Source organism: Nonomuraea sp. NBC_00507 (genome assembly GCF_036013525.1).
In the GTDB taxonomy this organism is placed as follows: Bacteria; Actinomycetota; Actinomycetes; order Streptosporangiales; family Streptosporangiaceae; genus Nonomuraea.
The window spans coordinates 10,631,067-10,655,944 of sequence record NZ_CP107853.1; the positions used below are offsets into that span (position 1 = coordinate 10,631,067).

The following is a 24,878-nucleotide window of genomic DNA, read 5'->3' on the forward strand; positions in this document are numbered from 1 at the left end:
GCGCCCTGTCGGACTACTACCCCCTCACCCCCGAGACCCGCGCCGAGTACGAACGGTGGCGGGAAGTTAAGGAGAGCCAGTGATCCTCAGGTCCTTGGGCGCGATCGTCTTACTCCTCGGCGGGGTGACGACGCCCACCCCGGCGGCCAGGCCCTCGTGCGACTACTACGTCTCCCCCGCGGGCGGCGGCCAGGGCGACGGCAGCGCCCAGCGCCCGTGGACGTCCATCGAGCAGGCCCGCGACCAGCTGCGGTCGAAGAAGCGGCAGCAGAAGTGCGACATCGTCGTCAATCTCAAGGCCGGCGACTACGTCGTGGACAAAACGATCACCTTCACCGAGGCCGACTCCGGCGAGAACGGCCACAAGATCATCTACCGCAGCGCGGACGGCCCCGGCAAGGCCCGCCTGCTCGGCGCCAAGCCGCTGACCGGCTGGCAGAAGCACACCGACACCATCTACAAGACCAAGATCGACCGGACCTTCTACACGCTCTTCGAGGACGGCAAGCGCGCCACGACCGCCCGTCACCCGAACCGGACGAGCGACGACCTCTGGTCGCCTTACCTGTTCTCCGTGCTGGGCGAGCCGGAGAAGGAGGCGGTGCGCCAGTGGCTGTACTTCAAGCCGGAGGACGTGCCGAAGGAGTGGGACGCCGACTTCGACAAGAACTCCCAGATCGTGGTCTGGTCGGGCGGCTCGTGGAGCTGGTTCACCGACACCGTGCCTCTGGGCGGCGCCGACTTCCGCAAGAACTTCTTCACGCTCAACCACTGGGCGCGCTACTCGTTCGTCAACAGCCGCAGCGGCTCGCGCTACTTCCTGCAGAACACGCTGCGGTTCCTGGACCAGCCGGGCGAGTACTACTTCGACTTCGCGAACAGTGAGGTCTACTACTGGCCGCGCACGTCGATCGACAAGGTCATGGCCCCGACCGTGAAGACGATCATCTCGCTGGCCGGGTCCTCCCCCGACCGGCGCGTGCAGAACGTCGCCTTCGACGGGCTGGCGCTGCAGTATTCCGACTTCGTGGACTGGTATCGGGCCGGGTGGATCAGCGAGGGCGACTCCGGCTACGAGCACAAGTATCCGGTCTACGACCGGCAGATCGAGATGCCGCGCAACCGGTTCGGGATGATCACGCTGACCAACACCAGGGACATCGACCTGACCAGGCTGCGGCTGTCCGACAGCGGCTTCATGGGCGTCTACATGTTGTTCGCGAACGAGCGCGTCAAGGTGTCCGACAGCCTGCTGGAGAACATCGGCGCCGACGGCATCAAGGTCGAGGGCGGATATCCGGGCGAGGGCGACATTTCCGGACATCACGCGATCTCCAATAGCTACATCTCCCACGTCGGCGAGCTGGTCCCCGGCGACGCGGCCGGCATCGAGCTGCTGAGCACCGGCAACAACGTGGTCAGCAACATCGTCGTCAAGCACAGCGCCCGCTACGGCATCAGCCTCGAGGTCCGTCCCGAGGTCAAGGACGAGGACAACTACGCGCGCAACAACCGGTTCTCCTACATCCGCATCGAGGAGGCGGGGCTGGACAGCGGGGACATGGGCGCCTTCTACACCTACGGCGTCTCCAACTCCGACCCGCACCCGATCGACAACCACGTCTCGCAGATGGTGATCGGCGACGTCATCAACGACCCCGGCGGCGCGATGCCCGACAGCGGGACCCGCGGGGTGCACATGGACGCCGGCGGCTGCGGGTTCTCCTTCGAGAACATCGAGGTCGGCAAGGTCAGCGACGACAAGTACCAGAGCTACCAGTGCAACGAGGTCAAGAACGCCAACTGGGCAACCGGCTTCGACGCCTCCCAGATGGAGTACGACAAGATCGGCGTCACCAGCGCCTTCCCCTATCCGATCCCCAGCTAGGCGAGGCCTGGACTGCGGGGTGCCGGCCGAGCGGGCGGCGCCCCGCCGGCCGGCGCCGTCCTCACCCCCTGGAGCGCCCGTTGAACGACCTCACGCGTCGCGGCTTCCTCTTCTCGGCCGCCGCCTCCACCACGCTCGCCCTGGCCTCCCCGGCCGCCTCCGCCTCGGCGGGCTCCTCTGGAGCGTCTGACGCCGCCGGCGCAGGCTGGTTCGCCCGGCCCGCCCCCAAGGCCGTCCGCCCGATGGTGCGCTGGTGGTGGCCGGATGCCCACGTCGATCCCGCCGAGATCAGGCGGGAGGTCGACCAGCTCGCCGACGCCGGGTTCGGCGGCGCGGAGATCGCGGCGGTGCACCACAGCATCCGCGACAAGTCCGTGCTCGACCCGGCCAGGCACGGCTGGGGCACACCCGCGTGGAACGCCGGCGTCGAGGCCGCGCTCGACCAGGCGGCCAGGCGCGGCTTCACGATCGACCTCACCATCGGCCCGTCCTGGCCGGCGGCCGTCCCCACGATCACCCCCGAGAGCGAGGCGGCGGTCAAGGAGCTGGCCTACGGCTCGGTCACGGTGTCGGGCGGCGCCACGTACGCGGGCGAGGCGCCGCCTCCTGCCGTGGCCGGGCATCCGGCGCGCAAGCTTCTCCTCGTCCAGGCGGCCAGGATCGAGCCGGCGAACTCCACCCGCGACGAGACCGGCCTCGACCCCGCTTCCGTGGTCGAGGTGGCCGTAGCCGGCGGGCAGGTCACCTGGACCGCACCGGCCGACGGCGAGTGGGTGCTGATCGCGTACTGGGAGCGCGGCTCGGGCCAGCGTCCCGAGTCCGGCCCGCACACCGAGCCGGAAGCGTATGTCATCGACCACTTCAGCCGGACGGGCACCCAGGCGGTGATCGACTACTGGGAGTCCACGCTGCTGACGCCTGCTGTGCGCAGGCTGCTGAAACGTTCGGGCGGCGCGCTGTTCGAGGACTCCATCGAGATCGAGACGGATGCGCTGCCGTGGACGCCCGGGCTGCCGGCGGAGTTCAAGCGGCGGCGGGGCTACGACGTGGCGCCCTTCCTGCCCGTCATCGTCCTGAAGGAAGAGGACCAGGTCTTCGCCTACGACGCGGCGCTGACCCGGCACGCGCGTAAGGACTACTGGGACACCGTGTCCGAGCTGTTCAACGAGCACCACTTCGGGATGCTGCGCGACTGGGCGCATTCGATCGGCCTGGAGCTGCGGGCGCAGCCGTACGGGCTGCGGACCGACGCCATCGCCGCCGCGGCCGTCCTCGACGTCGCCGAGGGCGAGTCGCTCGGGTTCAAGAACCTCGACGACTACCGGTGCCTGGCCGGGGGCCGGGACCTCGCCGGGCGGGAGGTGATGTCCTGCGAGGCAGGGGCGTACCAGGGCGGGGCGTACACCACCACCTGGAAGAAGCTGCTGCGCACCATGGGCGGCGCGTACGCGGCGGGGCTCAACCAGACCGTGCTGCACGGCTTCTCCTACGCCTCCGCCCCGGGCGCCGGCTGGCCCGGCTTCGCCGCGTTCACGCCGTACAACGGGACGGCGGGCTACGCGGAGTCCTGGGGGCCGCGCCAGCCGACCTGGCGACACATGAGCGATTTATCGGGATATTTCGCCCGAGTGCATGCGGTCATGCGGGCCGGCGCGCCGCGCGCCGACGTAGCGGTCCTGCGGCAGACCGGATACACCAAGACCGGCATCGGAGCCTCCTGGTTCACCTCGAGCGGCGTGCCCGCCGGGTGGACGCATCAGTTCATCAGCGAGCCGCTGCTCGATCTTCCAGCCGCCCGGGTCGCGCGGGGGCGGCTGGCACCGGACGGGCCGGCGTACAAGGCGCTGTTCGTCGAAGGCGACAAGTTCTACGCCGCCGAATGCACGATGACCCTCCGGGTCGCGCGGCGCCTGCTGGAGTACGCCGGGGCCGGGCTGCCCATCGTGCTGCTCGGGGCCTGGCGGGCCGCCGCTGTGCCCGGCGTCGCCCGCGACGGCGAGAACGAGCAGCTCAGAGCCATGATCGCGGACCTGCTCGCCCGCCCCACCGTGCGCATGGTCACCGCCCAGGCGGAGGTCCCCGCCGCGCTCGACGCGCTCGGTGTGCGCTCCGACGTCCGGTACGCCACCGCGTCCACGCTGCTCACGGCCCGCCGCGTGGCAGGCGACGTCGACTATTACTACCTGTGCAACGGCAAACACGTCGAGAACCCCAAACCGCCTGTGGCCCCCATCGACCACGACGTCACGCTGGCCCGAAAGGCCCGGGACGGGGTGCCGTACCTGCTGGACCCGTGGACGGGGCGGGTCCAGCGGGCGGCGCTCTACACGGAGGAGGGCGACGGGATCCGGCTGCGGGTGGCGCTGCGGCCGGGCGAGTCGATGGTCGTGGCCATCGGCCGTCCCGGCCTGTTCGGGACCCCGGCGCGGACGGCGCCGCACGTGGTCGCGACGGACGCCGACCTGGTCAGGTACGACGGGAGCACTCTGGTGGTGCGCGCCTCCCGCGCGGGGAAGTACACGACCACGCTGTCCGACGGCCGGACCGTCACCTCCGTCATCGGGCCGGTGCCCGAGCCGACCGTGCTGTCGTCGTGGCGGCTGGAAGTGGAGGACTGGCGGCCGGAGGGCACGGTCGCGCACCGGCTGGATCTCGACCGGCTCGCCTCTTGGTCGACCATTCCGGAGCTGGCCGACGTCTCGGGCATCGGCCTGTACTCCACTGACGTCCACGTGGAAGGCGGGGCGTACCTGGACCTCGGCGAGGTGACCGACACGTGCCGGGTCCTCGTCGACGGCCGCCGCCTGGATCCCGTGAACCAGCTCAATCCGGTCGTTGACCTCGGGCGAGGCGCCAGGACCCTGCAGGTGGAGGTGGCGACGCCTCTCGGCAACCGGCTCCGCGTCGCCGACCCGGCCGTCTACGGTGGCCTGGCCCGCCAGCCGTACGGCCTCGTGGGTCCGGTCAGGCTGGTGCCGTACGGCGAGGTCCGTGTGGACGCCCGATGAAACGCGTCAGTCGCGCGACCCCCGCACGCGCCTGGCAGCCACGGTCAGCACGGTCAATCCGGCCAGTGCCAGCAGCGAGATGAACACCCACTCCTCTGAGCCGCCCGGCCCGTAGACGCGGGACTCGCGCCCCGTGTCCACGGCCCGGGTGGTCTCTCCGGCTGCGAGCACGGTGCGATCGCTGCCGTACAGTTCGACATCGCGCCGCATGACCCGCCCGTCACCGGAGGCGAAGTCCCCGGCCCAGACGCAGGACTCGTGCCCAGGATGCTGGACGCACCGCAGCTGCTTGGCGGTGAACACCCCGCTCACGCCGTCGGCGCGGGCGGCCCGTATGGCCGGGCCGAGCGCGGGGACGGACACGAACAGCAACAACAGCCCTACAACGGCCAGCGCTACCGTGAACCCGCTCAACCGCCGTTTCGTGACCGTCATGACCTAGTGTGCGACCGCGCAGGTGCAGGAGGCGCCCGACCGCTCCGCGGGGGTGGGGTGGCGGTGGAGGAGCATCGCCACCACCATGGGCGCGAAGACGAGGGCGTTGTAGAAGAGGTGCAGCTCCATCCTGGGCAGGATCAGCTGCAGAACGCTCGTCGGGACCGGCCGGCCCATCAGGTAGACGCCGCTGAGCTTCTGCACGAGCAGCAGCAGATGCTCCAGGTGGTGCCAGACCTGGATGCCCAGAGAGATGTTCCACCAAAGTCGTGACCTGCCGGTGAAGCCCTTGCGGAGCATGATGAGGCCCACGAGCATGAGCAGCGCGTACCCGTAGTGCATCCACTCCGAGGTCACCAGCCAGGGGAAGGGCATGCCGAGCACGCCCCGGGCTTCGCTTAACGGCCAGCCCCAGGCATAGACTTGCACGGCCTGAGTCACGTGCTCGGCCCAGTGGGCCACCACGATGACCATGAAGATCGTGAGCGCGCTCTTGTGGTGGCGCCCGTTGAGCGTGGACGCGCTGATCGTCATCGTGGCCATTTCTCACCTCGTGTTTCTTGCGATGACGCTGCCTGAAAGTGCCACAGTGACGCTGGGGGTACGCGCAGCGACGAGCAGCACAGGCAAGACGATCTCCGATGGCACTGGCAATCTGGTTGCAAGCGACTGGCAAAACGGCAGCGACGCCTTCGCCGCCCAAGATCAAGGCGGGTTACGGTGGCATGTTGAACTAGACTTATAATAATCATACTTCTATATTGTTGGAGTGGACATCACCAAGCCTTCCGAGATCTTCGATCGCGAGGTGGAGTGGGCCGAACTGGTCGACTTCATCAACGACGACTCTCCATATCCAACACTGGGCGTGGTGTCGGGGAGGCGACGCCAGGGCAAGACGCTTCTCCTCGGATCCATCTGCGACGCCGCTGGAGGGATCTATATCGAAGGCACCGAGGCACTTCCCGCCGAGCACTTCCACATGATCGGCGGGTTGCTGGCCGCCCGGCTCGGCAGCTCCGCACCGCTCCACTTCACCTCCTGGCGTGCGGTTATCGAGGCGATCCTCGACCTGGATACGTCGTCACCGCTTCCTGTGGTGATCGACGAATTCCCTTACCTGGCGAAGGTCTCGCCCGAGCTGCCGTCCGTCCTGCAGGCAGCCCTGGACCTGCGGCGGCGCAAGGGTGGATCGCCGATCCGCCTGATCCTGTGCGGCTCCGCCCTCACTTTCATGGGCGGGCTGCTGGCAGGGAACGCGCCGTTGCGTGGCAGAGCCGGTCTGGAACTGGTCGTGCCCACGCTCGATTACCGGCTGGCCGCCGAGTTCTGGCAGATCAGCGATCCGCGACTAGCCCTGCTGACGCACGCCGTGGTGGGCGGAACACCTGCTTACCGCCGCGAATACGTTCGCGACGACGTTCCGCGGTCGCTCGCCGACTTCGACGACTGGGTCAAGCGCGCGGTGCTGAATCCCGCCCGCCCGCTCTTCCGAGAGGCGCGCTATCTCCTCGCAGAGGAGCCGGACCTGCGCGATCCCGCTCTCTACCACTCCGTCCTGGCGGCGGTGGCGGAGGGGAACGCCTCGCGCGGTGGCATCGCCAACTACATAGGCCGCAAGGCCACGGAGATCAGTCACCCGCTCGCCGTGCTCGAAGACGCCGGGCTGCTCGCCAAATCCCCTGACATGTTGCGTGCGGCCCGCCCTCTCTACCGGATCACAGAACCACTGATCAGCTTCTACCACTCGGTGATGCGCCCGGCGTGGCGGGAACTCGAACGCAGGCGGGCCGAACAGGTCTGGAAGCGCAGCCGTGACCGATTCCTGAGCGGAGTGGTGGGGCCGCATTTCGAAGAGGTCTGCCGTACATGGGCCGCGGACTTCGCCGGAGCCGAGACCTTCGGCGACGTTCCCGCAGAGATCGGTCACGGGGTAGTCAACGATCCCGAACGCCGGACCAGCCACGAGATCGACGTCGTGGTCCTGGCAGAGCCGGACGGGGGGCCCCGCCGGGTGCTGTCCTTGGGAGAGGTCAAATGGGGAGACGTCATGTGCGAAGGGCATGTCGAGCGGCTCCGTCGCGTCCGCGACCTTCTCGCGGTCCGTGGGTATGACATGCGATCTACCCGCCTGGCCTGCTACAGCGCTGCCGGGTTCACGGCGGATCTACGCGCGGCGGAGAACGGCGACGTCATGCTGATCGATCCTGAGCGGCTCTACTCCTGAGGCCGAGGACCTCCTCTAACCCTGCCGGGTGCTCGTCATGGCTCTTCCAGCGCGTAGTCGACCGCCCGGGACAGCCTGAGCCTCGCACCTTTCCGGAAGGCCGCCGTGTACGCCTGGGCCCCCAGTGCGCGACGTGCCCGCTCGACGCACTCCTGGTGTGACTTCACCTGGAACCGCGGCCGCGACGGAGAGGCGGTGACCGCCCGCCACAGGTCGTGGGCGGCGCCCAGCAGCCAGGCGGCGCGCTCGTGCCGCCCGCGAGCCCCGGCGGTCCAGGCCAGCACCTCCAGGCACTGGAGGAGGCCCCATCGGTCGTCGACGGCGCTCCAGAACGCGGTCACCTCCCGCATCTTGGCCTCGGCCCGGCGCCAGTCGCCCTGTTCCCAGCGGGCGATGCCGAGCGCGTACAAGGCGTACGCGCGGAAGAGCGCTGCGTCGCGCTCTTCGCACATCGTCACCAGTTCTTCACCGTAGGCGGCGGCCCGGTCCGGGCTCAGGTGGGCGGCGAAGAGAGTGGCGAAGTAGAGCGTGACCCCCACGGCGTGGACGTCGTCTCTCGCACGGTGACGGGTGAGAGCGTCCTCCACGAGCGCGAGCCCGCCCTGGGGGTCGCCCTCGGCCAGCGCCGCGACGCCGGACATCTGGGTGGCGAACGCGAGCAGCGCCTCGTCCCTCGACTGCCGCGCGAGTGCCAAGCACTCCCGCAGGTCGGCTCCGGCCGCCGGATCGCCCTGGTAGAGGGCGAACAGCCCGCTGGCCCACAGGCCCATCGCCCGGGTGTCGTTCGGTCGGGACACGAGCGCGAGACCGCGTTTCAGCCAGTGCCGTCCTTCGCTGAGCGCGCCGGCCATGAGCCAGTGGGCCCAGAGCGCGGAGGCGATCTCCAACCCGGCGGGCGCGTCACCGGGCCTGTCGAAGCAGAGGTCCAGGGCGACCCGCACGTTGGGAAGCTCCACGTTCAGCGTCCGATGGCGGTCGATCTGGCCGGGCTCCATCCGGTCCACGCGCACGCGCCCGGTCAGCCGGCGATAGTGGTCGATGTAGCGCGCACGCAACGCCTGCGCGTCCGTGGAGGGCAGCCGCTCGCGACCGTACGCGCGGATGGGCTCCAGCATGCGGTAGCGGACTCCGCCGTCGTGCTGCTCCGCTGTGCACAGGATGGACTTGTCCACCAGGCCGGCCATGAGATCCAGCACGTCCTCGCGTGCCAGACCCTGCCCGGGGCAGACGGCTTCGGCGGTCTCCAGGTCCACGCCCCCCGGGAACATCGACAGCCGCTCCCACAGTCGCCGCTCACCGGACGAGCACAACCCGAAGCTCCAGTCCATGGTCGCCCGCAGGGTCTGGTGGCGTGCCAGGGTGCCAGGGCCGGTCTCGGCCGGTAGGTCCAGGCACTTGTCGAGCTCATTCGCCAGCTCCTCCACCGATGCCGTGCGTAGCCGTACCGCTGCCAGCTCGATGGCCAGCGGAATCCCGTCGAGGCGCCGAGCCAGCCGGGCGACCGCCCCGGCGTTGGCCGCGTCGACGACGAAACCCGGCCGGATGGTCGCCGCCCGCTCCGCGAAGAGGCGCACGGCGTCTCGCCGGGCGATGTCGCGCGTGGTGTCGCCGGGCTCGGGGACGGAGAGCGACGGCACACACAGCACCCGCTCCCCGTAGACCCCGAGTGACTGCCGGCTGGTGGCCAGGATCCGCAGCCACGGAGTGTCGCGCAGGAGCCGCTGCACCAGGCGGGCGCACGCATCCAGCAGATGCTCGCAGTTGTCCAGCACCACCAGCACCCGTTTGTCGGCCAGACGCTCCACCAGCTGATCCACGACGTCCGGTCCGGTGTCACGGACTCCCAGCGCGGCGGCCACGGCCGGGGCCAGCAGGTCCTCGTCGTCGATGGTGGCCAGCTCTACCAGCCGAACCCCGTCCCGGTACTTCTGCCGCGCGAGCTCGCTGACACGTCGCGCCAGCCGCGTCTTGCCGACACCACCCGCGCCGGTCAGGGTCAGCAGGCGGGTCTTGGGCAGGATGCGCCTGACTTCGGAGATCTCATGCCTTCGTCCGACGAAAGCAGGAGTGTCGGGCTGCGACCAGTCCGCCGCCGGCTGTTCGGCGGCCGGGACGTCCCGGATCGTGTCGTTGGTGGTCATGCTCGTGCTCCGCCGGGAGGTTCCTCTCCGGAGAGGCGGGCCTGCTCGACGACCCAGCCGGCGATCTGGGCCCTGGAGGTGAAGCCGAGTTTGCGCAGGATGTGCTGGGTGTGGCCCTCGGCGGTGCGCTGAGCGATCACCAGCGTCGCCGCGATCTCCTTGTTGCTCATCCCCTGGGCGATGAGGCGGGCGATCTCCATCTCGCGTGGGGTGAGGGCCGAGAGCCCGCCAGTCTCGCCGGCCCGGCCGCGGGACGGCGCCTCCTCCATGAGGGCGTAGGCGACCGCCTGCTCGCGGGAGAGCTTGGCGCCACGCTCGACGGCGGCTTGGAAGGCCCGCTCGCCGAGGGCGCGACGCGTACGGGCCTCGCACTCGTCGTGGTATCGGATGAGGTGGCCGATGCCCAGGAGTGGCACGCCGATCGGCTCCCAGATGTTGCGCAGGATGCCCAGCAGTTCGCCGGCCCGCGTGAAGTCCCGTTCCGAGGCGGCGATCCAGGCCAGCACTTCTACGTTGCCCCCGACTCCGACCGAGTCGTCCACTGCGTGGAAGAAGCGCAGGCTCTGCTGTTGCAGGTCCGTCGCGCGGGGCGTGTCGCCTTGGCGCCAGAGCTCGACGCCGAGCGCCATCATCGCGTACGACTTGTGCCAGCTCTCGCCATGGGCGTCGCAGACGGCGATGCCCTCCTCGGCGGCGGCGACGGCGCGTTCAGAGTCGCCGAGGACGGAATACGCGAAGGTGAGCCAGGTCAACGCCTGGACCTCGCCCTCCGGGTCCGTGACGGCGCGATGACGGTCCAGCGCTTCCTGGAAGGAGCTGACAGCCGAGGCGGTGTCTCCCTCCTCCATCGCGATCATGCCGGAGTACTGGGCGACGTAGCCGAGGACCGGTTCGAGTCCGAGTCGCTCGCCGAGCTCTCTGCTCTCGGCGAGCCGCTCGACGGCCGAAGCCAGATCACCCTGGATGATGGCGAGCCGGCCACATGCCCACAACGCCCGAGCCCTGACCTCGCACAGGCCGGCGGTGTCCGCGAGTCCCCGCTCGAGCCAGTCGCGTCCTTCGCCCAGGTGGCTGCTGGAGATCCAGTGGTAGAGGAGGTCGCTGGCCATGTCGATGCAGAGCCCGGCGTGCTCGGCGTGGCAGTATTCCAGGGCCGTGCGCAGGTTGGGATGCTCGACTCGCAGCCGGTTCAGCAGTTTGATCTGCGCGGGGCCGAAATGCTGCGCCCGCGCCTCGCGCGACAGCTCCCGGTAGTAGTCGCGATAGCGGCGTTTCAGCTCCTGGTCCTGCCCGGAGGCGATCAGCCGCTCCTTCCCGTACTGCCGGATGGTGTCCAGCAGCCGGTATCGCACTCCCCAGGGATGCTCCTCCCTGATCAGGACGGACTTCTCCGTCAGGCCGCCCACAAGGTTGACGATCTCGTCACGGGCGATGCCGTCCCCGGCACAGACCGCTTCCGCCGCCTCCAGATCCAAGCTGCCGCGGAACACCGAGATGCGTGCCCACAGCAGGCGCTCGTGCTCGGTGCACAGGTCGTAGCTCCAGTCGATCAAGGCGCGCAGCGTCCGGTGGCGCGGCGCAGTGACCGTCGATCTCGTGGTGATCAGCCGGAAGCGATCGTCCAGCCGATCGAGCAGTTGGTGGACCGAGAGCGCGCGCAGCCGCACGGCGGCGAGTTCGATGGCGAGCGGCAGGCCGTCCAGGCGGCGGCAGATCCGCTCGACGATGTCCCGGTTCTCGTTCGTGACGGTGAAACCGGGCACGACGGCCTCGGCCCGCTCGGCGAAGAGCCGGGCCGCGTCGGATAGGGGGTGCGGCCCGCCGTGCTCGGAGTCGGGGCCCGGCAGCGTCGGCACTGCGAAAACGTGCTCGCTGGCGATGCCCAGCAACTGGCGGCTGGTGGCCAGGATGCGCAGCTCGGGGGCGGAGCTCAGCAGCGTCTGAGCCAGCATGGCGGACTCGTTGAGTACGTGTTCGCAACTGTCCAGGAGGACCAGCGCCCGCTGCTCGCGCAGGCGATCCGTGAGCACCTGGATGGGCGGGCGGGCGGAGTGATCCTGGATATTCAGCGCGGCGACCACGGTCTGCGGCAGCAGCGCGGGGTAGCTGAGCTCGCCGAGTTCTACCAGCCAGACCCCGTCGGGGAAGGCCCGTCGCAGGTCGGCGGCGACGCGCAGGGCCAGCCGGGTCTTGCCGACGCCGCCGGGCCCGGTGAGGGTCACCATGCGGGCGTCGGCCATCAGGCGTTTGACCATCGCCACTTCGTGCCGGCGCCCGATGAAACTGGTCAGCTCGGCAGGTAGTCCGTCGGTGTACGTGTGCGCCAAGGCGCGCACTGTGGCATTGGTCATCGATGCCTCGCATCGGCTCTGGTGAGTAGACGACCGCACGCGAAGACGAGCCGATGTAACCAACATATGCCCCATGGCGTGTACCGGTCACGGGGACGTTATGCCTGCTCATCGCGTATGCCGGGGTCACATACCCGACCGTCGGCAACCCATGGTGAAGATCGGGCTCGCGCATGGGACAGATTTTGCGAGGACGTGCCACGCGGCCGGCCGAGCGTCCTGGCCGGCGCCGCGTGACGGCACCGTGGTCAGGTCTCCAGGAGGCGGGCGAGTGCGTGAAGCGTCTCCGCGGGAGTGCCCGGGGGCGGGGACACGCGCAGGACGGGCTCGCGCAGATCCAGGGGAGCCCGGGCGACGGGGGCGGCGCCCACGAGCAGGCGGGCCCGGGCCGCCCGCGACCTGACGTCATCGGCCGACCCGCCCTGTGGCGGTCTGAGGGTGACGAGGGCGGAGGGCTCGTCGAGCGGCTCGACCACCCGCCACCCGCCGGCGCCGTCGAGCACGCGCCGTGCCAGGCCGCCGAGGCCCGCCAGGTGGGCGTGGACGGCGGCCGGGCCGAGGGCCTGGTGTTCCTGGACCGCCACGCCGAGCGCGATCCGCGCCGCGATCCCGCCCTCCGAGCCCTCGTAGCGGATCGCGCCGGGCCGCGGCGACGGCTCGTCCGGGATCGCACGACGCGCCGGGGTGCCCGCCGTCCACACGTGGCCGCCGAGCGTCGGGACGGCGGCGTCCATCTCCGCTGTGAGGCCGGGCACGATGAGGAAGCCGGCCCCGCGTGGCCCGGCCAGCCACTTGCGGGAGGTGCCCACATAGGCGGTCGCGCCCACGCCGCCGGCGTGCACCTGGCCGAGCGACTGGCAGACGTCCAGCACCAGCGGCACCCCCGCGGCCCGGCACAGGGCGCCGATCTCCGCGGCAGGCTGCACGACGCCCCGGTGCGAGGCGACGTGCACCACGCTGACCAGGTCCAGCCCCGCGGCAAGCACGGACCGCAGCCCGTCCAGGTCGATGCGGGAGTCGTCGTCCACGGGCAGCTCGACGAGCTTCCAGCCGCGTTCCGCGGCCAGGCGGCGCAGCAGCATCAGCGTGCTGCCGTACTCCGTGCGGGCGAAGCCGACGCGGCTGCCCGGGGGCAGCCGCCAGCCGCCGAGCAGCGCCGCCATCGCCGCCGTCCCGCTCTCCGCGAACGCGACGTCGGCGGGCCCTGCCCCGACCAGGTCGGCCAGCGCCGACCGCGCCGGGGTGAGGTCCGGCTCGGCCGCGTAGCCGCCGAGCTCGCGCTCCAGCCGCAGGTGCGCGACCACGGCGTCGAACGTGCGGTCGCTGGGCACGTTGCACCCGGCCGCGTCCAGAAGCCCCGGCGGCACGACGGATCGCGCCGCCCGCCACGCCTTCGCGACCGTCTCCGCCGTCTCCCAGCCCGCTGTGGTCTCCTCCCGGGTCACGCCTCGGCCAGGAGGAGGGCGAAGTCGCCGGCCGGGTCGGTGTACCAGCGGCGCACCGCGAACCCCGCCGCCGCCAGCTCGCGGCGCAGGCCGTCCGGCCGGAACTTGGCGCTGATCTCGGTACGCGTCTCCTCCCCTTCGGCGAAGTCCACGGCCAGCCCGAGCCCGCCGACTCGCACCCGCATGGCCCTGGAGGCACGCAGCCGCATCTCGATCCAGTCGTTACGCTCGTCGTACAGGGCGACGTGCTCGAAAGCGTCCGGCTCGAAGCCGGCGTCCAGCTCCCGGTTGATCACGTGCAGCACGTTGCGGTTGAAGGCGGCCGTCACGCCGGCCGTGTCGTCGTAGGCGGCGACCAGCCGTCCCCGGTCCTTCACCAGGTCGGCCCCGAGCAGGAAGGTGTCACCGGGGCTGAGGTTGTCGTGCAGTTCCTTCAGGAAGACCTCGCGGGCGGCGGGATCCAGATTCCCGATGGTGCCACCCAGGAAGGCCACCATGCGCCGCCCCGTACGTGGCAGCAGGCGCAGATGACGTTCGAAGTCGGCGCACACGGCCTGCACGGCGAGCCCGGGGTAGCGCTCTGCCAGCCGGTGCGCCGCCGACCGCAACGTGACCGCGTCCACGTCCACCGGCGTGTAGCCGCGCAGTGTCCCGGCCTCGGTGAGGGCGTCGAGCAACAGGACGGTCTTCTCGCTGGTCCCCGACCCCAGCTCGACCAGCGTGTCCGCGCCGCTGGCCGCCGCTAGCTCGCCGGCCCGCGCACGGAGGATGGCCAGCTCGCGCCGGGTCGGGTAGTACTCCGGCAACCGGGTGATCTGAGAGAACAGGTCACTGCCCACCTCGTCGTAGAACCACTTGGGCGGCAGCCATTTGGGGGTCGCGGTCAGGCCGGTTCTGACGTCGTGTTCGAGGGCGTTGCGCAGGTAGTCGCGGTCAAGATGGTTGATCAACCGCACGGTGGACTGGCTGATAGGCACAAGATCTCCCAGTAGTCACAAGGGCTGGACGCGTACGCCGTCGGCGGCGGTGGCGAGCAGCAGGCTCCGCTCCGGCACGGCCTGCCATCCGGGCAGGTCGTCAAGCGGCTCGCTCGCCACGAGAACGCCGTCCTCTAAAGGGCGGACGAAGAGGGTGTCGCCCCAGACGGTCGCGGCGAGCGACCCGCCGTCGCAGGCGAGCAGGTTCAGGCGGGCGCCGGGGTCCCTCGCCCCGGCTTTCACGACGACCTCGGCGAGGGACTGGCCGAGGCCGAGCCCGGTACGCAGCCGCTGGAACACGGCGGCGGCGAGCCAGGCGGAGTCGCAGGCGCTCTCGGCCTCGTCGGCGAGGTCCCTGACCGCCTCCCGCGCGACGCGGCCGTTGTGGCTGAGCAGCCACGGCCCGTCGGTGAAGGGCGCGGTGGCGCTCTCCTCGACCGGCATGCCGGAGGTGGCGCAGCGGACGGCCGCCAGCAGGCAGCCGGAGCGGGCCACCTGCGCGAGCGCGGGCAGGTTGGCGTCCGCCCAGATCGGGATCGAACGGCGGTAACGGATGGGTTCGGTGCGGTCCGGGTCGTACCAGCCCATGCCGAAGCCGTCGGCGTTGACCGTGCCGTGCCGCTGCCGGCGGGGCGCGTACGACTGAGCGTGCAGGCCGTGCTCGGGCTCGTGGATCAGCGTGGCGGCGGGTCTCGGCGCGCCGAGCCAGGCCGCGTGGCGGCACACTAGCGCTGCTCCGCGGTGCGGGCGCAGCGGAACCCGGTGAAGATCTGCCGGCGGATCGGATAGTCCCAGTTCCTGAACGTGGTGCGGACCGCGGCGGGGTCGGCCGCCCACGAGCCGCCACGCAGCACGCGGTAGTCGCGGCCGAAGAAGACCTCGCTGTACTCGCGGTAGGGAAAGGCGCTGAAGCCGGGGTAGCCGCCGAACCACGTGTCGGTCCACTCCCACACGTCTCCGACCATCTGCTCGGCCCCGTACGGGCTCGCCCCGCCGGGGTAGGCGCCGAGCGGCGCGGGCCGGGCCGCCCGGTGCCCGAGGTTGGCGAGCTCCGGCGTGGGATCCTGATCGCCCCACGGGTACTTGCGGGCCCGGCCCGCCGCGGCGTCCCAGCCGCACGCCTTCTCCCATTCCGCCTCGGTGGGCAGCCGCTTGCCCGCCCAGCGGGCGTAGGCATCGGCCTCGTACCAGCACACGTGCTGGACGGGTTCGTCCATCGGCACGGGCTCGGTGCGGCCGAAACGGCTGCGCCACCACGTGCCGCCGTCCTTGACCCAGAACAGCGGGGCGAAGACGCCGCTGTTCTGCCGCCACCGCCAGCCTTCGGGCGTCCACCAGCGCGGGTCGTGGTAGCCGCCGTCCTCGATGAACGCGGCGTAGGCGGCGTTGCCGACGGGCAGCCGATCAATCCAGTAGGCGGGCAGGTCGACCCGGTGGGCAGGGCGTTCGTTGTCGTAGGCCCAGGGCAGGGTGTCGGTGCCCATCAGGAACGAGCCGGCGGGGACGTACACCTCCTCCGCGCCCGCCGCGCGTCCGGGCGGCAGGGCGCCGTCCCGCACCATGCCGGGCCGCCGCGACAGCTGCAGCGTGGCGAGCATGGTCTCGTCGTGCTGGTGCTCGTGCTGGATCACCAGGCCGAACACGAACCCGTCGCGGCGCAGCGGGCTCGGGTCCTCCAGGTCGACAGCGTCCAGGACGTCGAGCACGCGGCCGCGTACGCCGCCGATGTAGTCGCGGGCCTCGGCCGGGCGCAGGAACGGCAGCGTGGGCCGGTCCTTGCGCGGCGTCTTGAAGGCGTCGTAGATGTCGTCGATCTCGGGCCGGAGCGGCGTGATGCCCGCGGCCGCCCGCAGCACCCACAGCTCCTCGTAGTTGCCGACGTGCGCGAGGTCCCACACCAGGGGCGACATCAGCGGCGAGTGCTGGTGGACGAGCACATCGTCGTCCGCCTCCGTGTAGGTCAGCGACCGGTCGCGCACCGCGATCAGCTCGGCCGCGATGCGTTCCTTGAAGTCGTTCACACTCGTCCCCCTTCGGTCAGCCAGGCCCGGGGGCCCAGGTCTATGAGGTCGGCCGCCGGCGAGCGGCCGGGTGTCACGTGCCGGTCGGCGAAGGCGGCCACCTCGCCGACCAGAGCGGGCGTCGCGCCGAGGCGGGGCAGCGCCTCGAGCGCGGCGCGGAAGCACGCCTCCGCGGCCTTGGCCAGCCGCGGGTCTGCCAGCCCGCACCGCGCGGCCTCCGGCCACATCTCCCGGTACGGCTCCGCGGCGGCCAGCGCCGCGTCGGCGGCCCGGTCGTCGGCGATGAGCGCGCAGGTCACGGCCACGCACACCGGCCAGGTCGCCGGGTGCTGGGCGTCGAGGTAGCGGATCTCCAGCCAGCCGCGGGGGCGTACCGGAGGGAACACCGTGGTGGCGTGGTACGCCAGATCCGCCGCGGTGGGCTCGCCGGTCGCCAGCCAGTCGCGGAAGGTCGAGCCGTCGCGGACCGGCCGGCAGCGGTCCCCGTCCTCCCGCACCAGCATGAGCCGGGCGTCGAGCAGATAGTCCGCCCAGTCCGCGGCCGGGTCGCCGGACACGGGTACGGGGGCCGTCCTGGTGGGGTCGAGGTTGTCCCACACGGCCTGGCGGCCGGACATCCAGCCGCACGGGCGGCCGCCGCTGAGCGGGGAGTTGGCGAAGGCCGCGGTCAGGACGGGGCCCAGCAGGTGCGCCCGCTCCCAGCGGGTCTCCGGCCGCCATCCCAGGTCCAGGTTGACCTGGATGGAGGCCGTCGAGCACATCATCAACGGCCCGTAGGGACCGCCGAAGAACTCCGCCATGACCTCGTACCTGGGCAGGCTTAACTGCCGCCGGGGCGGGCGCACCGGATCGAGGCCCACGCCCGCCAGTGCCAGGCCCGCGGCCTCGAGGGCGCGGCGGGCGACGGCCAGGTCGGCGGTGAGCCCGTCGATCGCGCCGGACAGCGGCCCCGCGGGCCCGGAGAGCTCCAGCTGGCCGCCCGGCTCGAACGTCACCCGGCTCCCGCCGGGCAGCGGCGGCAACGCCCGCGCGACCTGCTCCAGCGGCACGTGCCTGGCGACGTCGGCCCGGTCGAAGACGAGAAACTCCAGCTCGACACCCACCCGATCGCCGCCGCCCGCACGGAAGCACCGGCGGGCGTAATCCCCCACCTCCGAGGCGTCCTCCAGCGGCGCGTCCGCGCTGTCCGCCGCTTCGGAGGCCTCCTGGGCCTCCGAGTCGTCCTGGGGTGGCGTCGGCCCGATCGTCACGTGGCGCATGGGTCTACAGACCCGCGAGCCACGCGAGCGTTACAGGAGAATTCTCAGGCGGGTCGCCGGCTCCTGAAGGCGGACATCAGCCGCTCCCGCGTGCCGTGCGACAACTTCTCGGGAGGCTGGTCGCCGAGGGCCCGGATGGTCGAGCGGAATTGGTCGACGTAGTGCCCGCAGTCCTCACAGCAGGACAGATGGACCTCGATCCCGGCACGGGACGGCTGGTCGAGGGCGTCGTCGAGGTAGGCGGTGATGACTTCCACCAGTTCGCCGCACGTGAACCGCTTCACGACGTTGCCCGCCTTACCCTCTGCGATATGAACCGCTTCACCTATTCTGCCTGCTTCACCGACTCGAAGTAGTCCTCCAGCCGCCCGCGGACCACCGCACGCGCGCGATGCAGCAGGACCCGCTGGTTGGCTGCCGAGATCTCCAGGATCTCGCAGACCTCCTCGGAGGTACACCCCTCCACGTCACGCAGCGTGATCACGATCCGCTGCCGCGGCGGCAGCCCGGCCAGAGCCTCTCCGATGAGGCCGCGCACCTCCGCGGCGAGCGCCTGGCTCTCCGGGGTCGGCCAGACCGCGGGCGACTCCTTCCAGCTTCCCGGCAGGGCGGCGTCCGTACCGTGGAACCGCGAGGGATCGACGGTCGGTCCGGCGTCCAGTTCGAGGGCGCTCCACGGCAGTGTACGACTCTCCCGCACGCTGCGCTTCTTCGCCGTGTTCACCAGGATGCGGTAAACCCACGTCTTGACCGACGAGCGGCCCTCGAAACCGTCGATGGCGCCGATCACCGCCAGCCAGGTGTCCTGCACCACCTCCTCCGCGGAGTCGTCGGTGGACACGTAGGTCCTGGCCACCCGCAGCATGCCCCGCGACCAGGTGTCGAGCAACGCCGCGAACATCGCCTCATCGCCCGCCCGCAGAGCCGAGACGACGATGTCATCCGGGGGCAGCGTGCTGCCCGCGAAAGACCCCACGATCGTTTTCCTCCCCCGTGCCGCTTGGGGACATCATCACATGGCCGCCGGAGCCGTCGTTGCTCCCCCTATCTTGCGGGCGGCACAGCGGTGAGGAAACCGCGCGGAGTCAGCGGAGTTGGATGGCCGGTTCCGGGCGGTGGATGCCGCGAGGCCGGTAGGTGAGCGCGTCCGAGACCCCGAGATGGTCCGCGAGCAGCCAGATGATGGCCAGCCACATCTCGGTGCCCTGCAGTCCCGGCGTGCGGGTCGCGCCGCTCCCCCGGGTCAGGGCGAAGCTGAAGCCCGCGCCGTCCTGCCAGCCGCCGACCGCGCGAATGAGCAGCTCCCTGGCCCAGGCCGCGCCCTCCTCGCGGCGGTGCCGCGTCTGCTTGCCCGCCAGCCAGAGCGGGTGGACGACGTCGAGCACGTTGCAGGCGTTCCCGGTGTCCGGGCCGAAGTGGCGAGGGTCGCGCGCCTGGGCGAGCACGGTGTCGACAGCCCGCTCGGGGTAGGGCAGCGGCACCCCGAACTGCGCGAACGTCCCCCGCGTGAGCCGGTAGAAGCCGTTGACCACCTGCAGCCAGCCCGCGTCGGCGTCCGGCTCGCCCCACATGCCGTGGGCCTGCGAGCACCTCGTCAGGAGCCACCCGTACAGGGTCTCGATCTCGCCGCGCAGGCCGAAGTCGGCGAGGTTGCGGTAGAGGCCGGTCCCGACGGTGTCCACCCACGAGCCGGCCGTCCACGCCTTGCGCTTCCAGTCGAGGGCGTCCAGGGCGGCGATCAGGTCCTGGGAGCCGAGGCCGGCGACGGCGTGGACCGGGTGGCGGAAGCGGGCGCCGAGCAGGTCGAGCGCATAGCCGACGCAGAGCACGTGGTAGGCGGCGGCCCCGTCGAGCGCCGGCGTTCCTGTGTCGCCGAGCTCCGGGACCAGGCCGGTGGCGGCGTCCTGCCGGTCCTGGAGGAACCCGACGATCTCGTCCCGCGCGGGGATCGGGGGCGGGCCGCCGAGCAACAGGTCGGCGATCTCGACCGCGTCGCACCAGGCCCGTACGGTCGGCTCGGCGTCCGGGCGGTCCACGTAGCGCTCGCCCGTCCAGCAGCGGCGCAGCACCGCCTCGGCCTGGTCCCTGGCCCGGTCGGCGAATTCGGCGAGCAGCCGCTCCAGGTCGCCTCCCTTCCCAGCGCCGTGCCCAGCCGCTTCCTTCGCAGCGCCGTGCCCGGCCGCACGCGTGACAGCGGCCTGGCCCGAGCTCGCGACGTCATCCGGCAGGACGGCGTCCGCGCCCGGGGTGTGGCGGTCCGCCGCGTCTGGGGTGTGGCGGTCCGCCGCGTCTGGGGTGTGGCGGTCCGCCGTGTCTGGGGCCGGGGCGGTGGGGCGTGGGGTGCGGCGGTCGCGGATCAGGCGGGCCGGGTTGCCGGCGACCATGGCCCAGGCGGGCACGTCCTTCGTGACCACCGCGCCCGCCCCGACGACGGCGTGATCGCCGATCGTCACCCCGTCCAGCACCACCACGTTCGACCCGATCCACACGTCGTCGCCGATGCGGATCCCCTTCGACGTGATCGCCTGCCGGAACACCGGCCGGTCCGGGGCGGCGCCGTGGTTGAAGCCGAGCAGGGAGGTGTGCGCCCCCACCCGCACGGCGTTCCCGAGCACCACACGCCCGCGCGCCACCGAGTACGGGTTGAGCGTGCAGTCGTCCCCCATCACCACGTCGTCCGTGACGTACACGTGGGCCGCGATGTAGCTGCGCTCCCCCAGGGTGAGCCGATCCGCGTAGACGGCCGCCAGCGGCGAGATGAACACCTTCTCCGGCGCCTCCAGCTCCATCAGGCCGCGCAACCCCGCCACGTGGTCCGCCTGGGCCTGCCGGTCCTCCTCGGTCGCATGGGCCCAGAACAACCACGGGCAGAAGTCGAACTCGCTCATGTGATCAGCATCCTCTCCGTCGTCCCCAGCATCATCGACCACCGGCCCGGCGGTCGTGCCGGCCGACCTGCCCGACCGGCACGACGCGGAGAAGACCAGCGCTCGGCCGGCCTGCCTGGAGGTGCCGGCCGAGGCCGAAGAGGAGGCTGCGCTGTCGCGTGATCAGCGGCCGAGCAGGGTCCTGACGTACTCGCCGATCGGCTGCGTGGGGCGGCCGATGAGCTCACGAAGGGTGCCGGGCGTCTGGGCGAGCCAGCCACGGGAGATCTGGACGTCCACGTCGGCCAGCACCCCCGCCATCGGAGCCGGCACGCCCGCGCCGGCCAGGACGCCCGCGTAGTCGTCCTTCGGCAGGTCCTGGTAGGTGATCTCCTTGCCGGTGACCGCGGAGATCTCGGCGGCCAGCTCGGCGAGTGTCCAGGCGATGTCGCCGGACAGCTCGTACACCTTGCCCTCATGGCCCTCACCGGCCAGCACGGCGGCCGCACCGGCGGCGTAGTCCGCGCGCGAGGCCGCGGCGATCCTGCCGTCGCCGGCGGCGCCGTACACGGCGCCCAGCTGGGGAGCGATCGTGATCGACTGCTCGTAGTTCTCGTGGTACCAGTTGTTGCGCAGCAACGTGTACGCCACCCCGGACGCCGTGATGTACGCCTCGGTCGCCTTGTGGTCGGCGGCGAGGGCCGCTTCGGTGAGGTCGGCGTTGGGCGCGCTGGTGTAGGCGAGCGTGGCCCCGGCCTCCTTGGCCGCGTCCACGACGGCCGCGTGCTGCTGCGCTCGGTTGGCGTCCAGGCCCGAGATGAGCAGGACCCTGGTGGCGTCCCCCAGCGCGCCCTTCAGCGTCTCCGGCCGGTCGTAGTCGGCTTCGCGCACCTCGACGCCGAGGTCGGCGACCTTCTCGGGGGTACGCGCCGCCGCGACGATCCGCTCGGCGGGAACCCGCTTCTTCAGCTCCTCGATCACCAGCCGGCCCAGGTGTCCGCTAGCCCCTGTCACGACGATCATGGTTACTCTCCCTCAGTACAGGTAGTTCGGTTAGCACTTTCTATCAGAAAGTGCTGCGATCGCGTAAGCTGACCTCTATGGAGGACTTCGAGAATCTGGTGGCCGACGTCTTCTCGCGCCGGTGCACCTCGCGCTCGGTGCTGGAGTCGATCACCGGCCGCTGGGCGATCCTGGCGCTGACGGCCCTGTACGAAGGGCCTTACCGGTTCAACGCGCTGCGCCGTCGCGTCGACGGCGTCAGCGAGAAGATGTTGTCCCAAACCCTCCAGACCCTCGAACGCGACGGCATGGTGCTACGGAAGGCAGAACACACGATCCCGCCCAGGGTCGAATACAGCCTCACCGAGCTCGGCCGCGAAGCCGCCGAATATCTGATCCCGCTGATCACCTGGGTGGAGGGCCGCATGCCCGACGTCATGTCCGCCCGCGAGACCTATCAGGGTCGCTAGCGCCAGCCGCGCAGAACCACATGTTTCGCCCCCGGAAGCGATCTTCATCAGGTACGCTCCCCTGCTGGCACTGCCGACTCGCGGAGGAGCTCCCACGATGCGACGCGTCACCCGCGGCTTAGCCGCCCTGGCCCTGGTCCTCGTGACAGCGGCGTGCTCCGGCGCCGCCGATGAGACGCCGCCGCCGAAGCCGGTGCTCGAGAAGGACACCATCAAGGTGGGCATCGTGCCGACCGCCGAGGTGGCGCCGCTGTTCATCGCGCTGAACAAGGGGTTTTTCACGCAGGAAGGGCTGACCGTCGAGCCGGTGGTCGTGACGGGCAGTGGAGCGGCGGCGCCGCCCTTGCAGGCCGGCGCCCTGGATCTCGCGCAGACCGACTACGTCACCACGTTCTTCACTGGGGACAAGGGCATGCCGTTCAAGGTCGTCGGGGCCATGTCCCAGGCCGGACCGGACTCCTTCGGCCTCGTCGCCAGGGACGGCGCGAAGATCGAATCGGTGAAGGACCTCAAGGGCAAGAAGATCGCAATCAACAACCTCAACGGGCTGAGCGCGCTCATCATCACCGCCATGTTGCGGGATGCCGGTATGAAGGCGCGCGACGTCATGTTCGTGGAGGTGCCCTTCCCCGAGATGCCGAGCAAACTCGCCGCGCGGCACGTGGACGCGGCGTGGGCGGCCGAGCCGTTCCTCACCTCCGGCGAGTCGCGGGCCAAGCTGCGCAGGGTCGCGGACACCATGGCGGGCCGGATCACGGACTGGCCGGTGGGCGGCTGGATGGCGAGCGAGGACTGGGTGACGCAGAACCCGCAGACGCTGGCCGCCTTCCAACGTGCCTTCACCAAGGCCCAGCGGCTCGCCACGAGCGACCGCAAAGAGGTGGAGGCGGTGCTGCCGACGTACGTGAAGATCGACGCGGCGACCGCCACGCAGACGTCCCTGGGCGCCTACCCCACCGCCGTGGACCCGCAGGGGCTGCAGCGGGTGGCCGACCTCATGCTGCGGCACGGGTTCGTCCATCGCCACCTGGACGTGAAAACCGTCCTCGCCCCCTGACGCCGTCACACCTGGACGCTGAAGATGACGGCGGCGCGCAGGGCCAGCACGCCGGCCAGCACCAGCAGGGGCACGGCCAGCGAATGACGTACGGCCGCCGCGCCGTCCGCCGACAGCCGTTCGGTGACGAGGCCGTACAGGCCCGGGGCCAGGCCTGCGAGGGCGACCAGCCACAGCACGAGCCAGGGCAGGCCGAACACGATGCCCTGGGTGCCCGCCGCGAACAACGTCACCGCGAACACCACGATCAGCGCCAGTTCCAGCAGCGCGTACAGCCGCTCGGAGACCGACAACATCCCGGCGCTCGGGCGCGCCTCCGGGCGGTAGCGGGCCAGCAGGAGCATCAGCGCGGCCGAGCCGGCCAGGCCGGAGACGAGGAAGAGCCCGCCGAGCGCCCAGGTGTCGCTCCACACCGGCTGGTTCGACACCGACAGCAGCACGCCTGTGTAGCCGGCGATGAACAGGCCGAACAGCGATCCGAAGATGGTGAAGGGGCGGTTGTCGAGCCACCGCACGAGCGGCAACCGCAGCTTGCCGTCGCGGACGAGCGAGGCGGCGAAGGAGACCGTGGTGATCGCGCCGAACACGACCAGAGCCCAGGAGCCGATCGACATCGGCGACCAATATTTGAAGTTGAGCCCCGGGTGGCCTGGGGTGGTGTTCCACATCATGTGCCAGAAGCGCCACGGCTGGCCGAGGTCGAGCGCGAGCAAGAGCGGCGCGATGAGCATCGGCGGGAACGCGATGTAGTAGCCGATCCTCGCCATCGGCTCGTCGCCGGGGGCGTTGCGGAGCCTGAGCAGGGTGGCCAGGACGTACGAGCCGCCGGACAGGCCCGCGAGGAAGAAGTAGGCCAGGATGTACCACAGCCAGTCCGGGGGGCCGGCGAAGTGCTGGACGTCATCCATCGCTCTCTCCCTCGGCCCCCGTCACTTTTTCCTTGCGGTGGCGCAGCGCGATCAGGCCGCCGAGGACGCCCAGGATCGCGGTGACCGCGGCGGTCAGGTAGCCGCCGGCGTTGTTGCGGCTGGGCGGGACCGCGTTGCGCTCGTCCGGCAGGCCGTACTTCTCCGGCCGGTCCATGAGCAGGAAGAACGCGTTCAGGCCGCCGTACACCTTCTCGTCGTGGCCGTACAGGCGGGCCTCCGTGACGCCCTGGGCGTGCAGGATCTCCAGGCGTTTGGCGGCCGTCTGGCGCAGCTCCGAGACCGGGCCGAACTTGATCGACTCGGTGGGGCAGGCCTTGGCGCAGGCGGGGGTCATGTCGTTCTGGAGGCGGTCGTAGCAGAGTGTGCATTTCTGCGCGATGCCGTTCACGTGGCTGGCGCCGATCACGTCGTACGGGCAGGCCGCGATGCAGTTGCGGCACCCGTTGCAGACGTCCGGCTGGATGAAGACGCTGTCGAACTCGGTGCGGATGATCGCGTTAGTCGGGCAGACCTCCATGCAGCTGGCCTGCTGGCAGTGTTTGCAGACGTCCGACATCATCAGCCACGCCTTGCCGTTGCCCGTGGTGAGGCTCTCGTCGGGCACGTTGTCGTGGAACTGCACGTGCCGCCAGTTCTCGGCGTCCAGCTTGCCGGTGTTGTCGAAGCCGTCCAGGAACGACGGTTCGTTGCCTTCCAGCTCGTTCCACTGTTTGCAGGCCACTTCGCAGGCCTTGCAGCCGATGCACACGCTGGTGTCGGTGAAGAACCCGTACGCCTGGCCCGGTGTGATGTGCGGCATCT

21 protein-coding genes are annotated in these 24,878 nt (G+C 70.7%); 6 read left to right on the forward strand and 15 right to left on the reverse strand.

The features are described from left to right. The first annotated feature begins 79 nt into the window (after positions 1 to 79). Entirely contained in the window at positions 80 to 1,888 is a 1,809-nt protein-coding gene (locus OHA25_RS50865; RefSeq protein WP_327584050.1) for a right-handed parallel beta-helix repeat-containing protein, read from the forward strand. A gap of 80 nt (positions 1,889 to 1,968) precedes the next feature. Next, positions 1,969 to 4,896: a glycosyl hydrolase gene (locus OHA25_RS50870; RefSeq protein ID WP_327584051.1), complete on the forward strand. Its 2,928-nt coding sequence runs from the start codon at positions 1,969 to 1,971 to the stop codon at positions 4,894 to 4,896. Positions 4,897 to 4,902: 6 nt separating this feature from the next. On the opposite strand, the gene OHA25_RS50875 is transcribed toward OHA25_RS50870, so the two are convergent. Together OHA25_RS50875 and OHA25_RS50880 are read right to left on the reverse strand one after the other, a co-directional pair. Continuing rightward, positions 4,903 to 5,331 (reverse strand): hypothetical protein, encoded by a 429-nt coding sequence (locus OHA25_RS50875; RefSeq protein ID WP_327584052.1) that lies wholly within the window; start codon positions 5,329 to 5,331, stop codon positions 4,903 to 4,905. A 3-nt stretch (positions 5,332 to 5,334) separates the two neighbouring features. After that, the gene (locus tag OHA25_RS50880) at positions 5,335 to 5,865 is read right to left on the reverse strand and encodes a hypothetical protein (RefSeq protein WP_327584053.1); all 531 of its coding nucleotides are present in this window, start codon (positions 5,863 to 5,865) and stop codon (positions 5,335 to 5,337) included. Between OHA25_RS50880 and OHA25_RS50885 the strand changes: the two genes are divergently transcribed. Together OHA25_RS50885 and OHA25_RS50890 are read left to right on the forward strand one after the other, a co-directional pair. Beyond that, a complete protein-coding gene (locus OHA25_RS50885) occupies positions 5,846 to 6,076 on the forward strand; it encodes a hypothetical protein (protein WP_327584054.1) in 231 nt (76 codons plus the stop codon). The two genes, OHA25_RS50880 and OHA25_RS50885, sit on opposite strands and share 20 nt — an antisense overlap. 24 nt (positions 6,077 to 6,100) lie before the next feature. Further along, complete coding sequence (locus OHA25_RS50890) at positions 6,101 to 7,558, forward strand: ATP-binding protein (protein WP_327584055.1); 1,458 nt, start codon at positions 6,101 to 6,103, stop codon at positions 7,556 to 7,558. A gap of 35 nt (positions 7,559 to 7,593) precedes the next feature. On the opposite strand, the gene OHA25_RS50895 is transcribed toward OHA25_RS50890, so the two are convergent. The 11 genes from OHA25_RS50895 to OHA25_RS50945 form a co-directional block, all read right to left on the reverse strand. Beyond that, positions 7,594 to 9,699 (reverse strand): ATP-binding protein, encoded by a 2,106-nt coding sequence (locus tag OHA25_RS50895; protein WP_327584056.1) that lies wholly within the window; start codon positions 9,697 to 9,699, stop codon positions 7,594 to 7,596. Then, entirely contained in the window at positions 9,696 to 12,050 is a 2,355-nt protein-coding gene (locus OHA25_RS50900) for an ATP-binding protein (protein WP_327584057.1), read from the reverse strand. The genes OHA25_RS50895 and OHA25_RS50900 overlap by 4 nt, the downstream gene beginning before the upstream one ends. A 248-nt stretch (positions 12,051 to 12,298) precedes the next feature. Further along, positions 12,299 to 13,495, reverse strand: a complete 1,197-nt coding sequence (gene egtE / locus OHA25_RS50905) for an ergothioneine biosynthesis PLP-dependent enzyme EgtE (protein WP_327584058.1) — start codon at positions 13,493 to 13,495, stop codon at positions 12,299 to 12,301. After that, on the reverse strand, positions 13,492 to 14,472 hold the full coding sequence (gene egtD / locus OHA25_RS50910) for an L-histidine N(alpha)-methyltransferase (protein ID WP_442941987.1): 981 nt from the start codon (positions 14,470 to 14,472) through the stop codon (positions 13,492 to 13,494). The genes egtE and egtD overlap by 4 nt, the downstream gene beginning before the upstream one ends. Before the next feature lie 15 nt (positions 14,473 to 14,487). Next, entirely contained in the window at positions 14,488 to 15,198 is a 711-nt protein-coding gene (gene egtC / locus OHA25_RS50915) for an ergothioneine biosynthesis protein EgtC (protein ID WP_327584059.1), read from the reverse strand. Continuing rightward, complete coding sequence (gene egtB, locus OHA25_RS50920) at positions 15,198 to 16,493, reverse strand: ergothioneine biosynthesis protein EgtB (RefSeq protein ID WP_327584060.1); 1,296 nt, start codon at positions 16,491 to 16,493, stop codon at positions 15,198 to 15,200. The genes egtC and egtB overlap by 1 nt, the downstream gene beginning before the upstream one ends. Beyond that, positions 16,490 to 17,644 carry an ergothioneine biosynthesis glutamate--cysteine ligase EgtA gene (gene egtA / locus OHA25_RS50925; RefSeq protein ID WP_442942243.1) on the reverse strand — a complete coding sequence of 385 codons (1,155 nt, stop codon included), beginning with the start codon at positions 17,642 to 17,644 and terminating at the stop codon, positions 16,490 to 16,492. The genes egtB and egtA overlap by 4 nt, the downstream gene beginning before the upstream one ends. Positions 17,645 to 17,796: 152 nt before the next feature. Further along, positions 17,797 to 18,036 (reverse strand): anti-sigma factor family protein, encoded by a 240-nt coding sequence (locus tag OHA25_RS50930; RefSeq protein WP_327584062.1) that lies wholly within the window; start codon positions 18,034 to 18,036, stop codon positions 17,797 to 17,799. Positions 18,037 to 18,077: 41 nt separating this feature from the next. Next, positions 18,078 to 18,728: an RNA polymerase sigma factor gene (locus OHA25_RS50935; protein WP_327584063.1), complete on the reverse strand. Its 651-nt coding sequence runs from the start codon at positions 18,726 to 18,728 to the stop codon at positions 18,078 to 18,080. Between the two features lie 109 nt (positions 18,729 to 18,837). Beyond that, positions 18,838 to 20,640: an acyltransferase gene (locus OHA25_RS50940; RefSeq protein ID WP_327584064.1), complete on the reverse strand. Its 1,803-nt coding sequence runs from the start codon at positions 20,638 to 20,640 to the stop codon at positions 18,838 to 18,840. 162 nt (positions 20,641 to 20,802) lie between these two features. Next, on the reverse strand, positions 20,803 to 21,642 hold the full coding sequence (locus OHA25_RS50945; RefSeq protein WP_327584065.1) for an SDR family oxidoreductase: 840 nt from the start codon (positions 21,640 to 21,642) through the stop codon (positions 20,803 to 20,805). Between the two features lie 77 nt (positions 21,643 to 21,719). On the opposite strand from OHA25_RS50945, the gene OHA25_RS50950 reads away from it, so the two are divergent. Further along, positions 21,720 to 22,091 carry a winged helix-turn-helix transcriptional regulator gene (locus OHA25_RS50950; RefSeq protein WP_327584066.1) on the forward strand — a complete coding sequence of 124 codons (372 nt, stop codon included), beginning with the start codon at positions 21,720 to 21,722 and terminating at the stop codon, positions 22,089 to 22,091. Between the two features lie 97 nt (positions 22,092 to 22,188). Further along, positions 22,189 to 23,148, forward strand: a complete 960-nt coding sequence (locus OHA25_RS50955; protein WP_327584067.1) for an ABC transporter substrate-binding protein — start codon at positions 22,189 to 22,191, stop codon at positions 23,146 to 23,148. 5 nt (positions 23,149 to 23,153) lie between these two features. Here OHA25_RS50955 and nrfD read toward each other — a convergent pair whose 3' ends face one another. Together nrfD and OHA25_RS50965 are read right to left on the reverse strand one after the other, a co-directional pair. Continuing rightward, positions 23,154 to 24,056, reverse strand: a complete 903-nt coding sequence (gene nrfD / locus OHA25_RS50960; RefSeq protein ID WP_327584068.1) for an NrfD/PsrC family molybdoenzyme membrane anchor subunit — start codon at positions 24,054 to 24,056, stop codon at positions 23,154 to 23,156. Continuing rightward, the gene (locus OHA25_RS50965; RefSeq protein WP_327584069.1) at positions 24,049 to 24,876 is read right to left on the reverse strand and encodes a 4Fe-4S dicluster domain-containing protein; all 828 of its coding nucleotides are present in this window, start codon (positions 24,874 to 24,876) and stop codon (positions 24,049 to 24,051) included. Before OHA25_RS50965 ends, nrfD begins: the two co-directional genes overlap by 8 nt. Between the last annotated feature and the right edge of the window lie 2 nt (positions 24,877 to 24,878).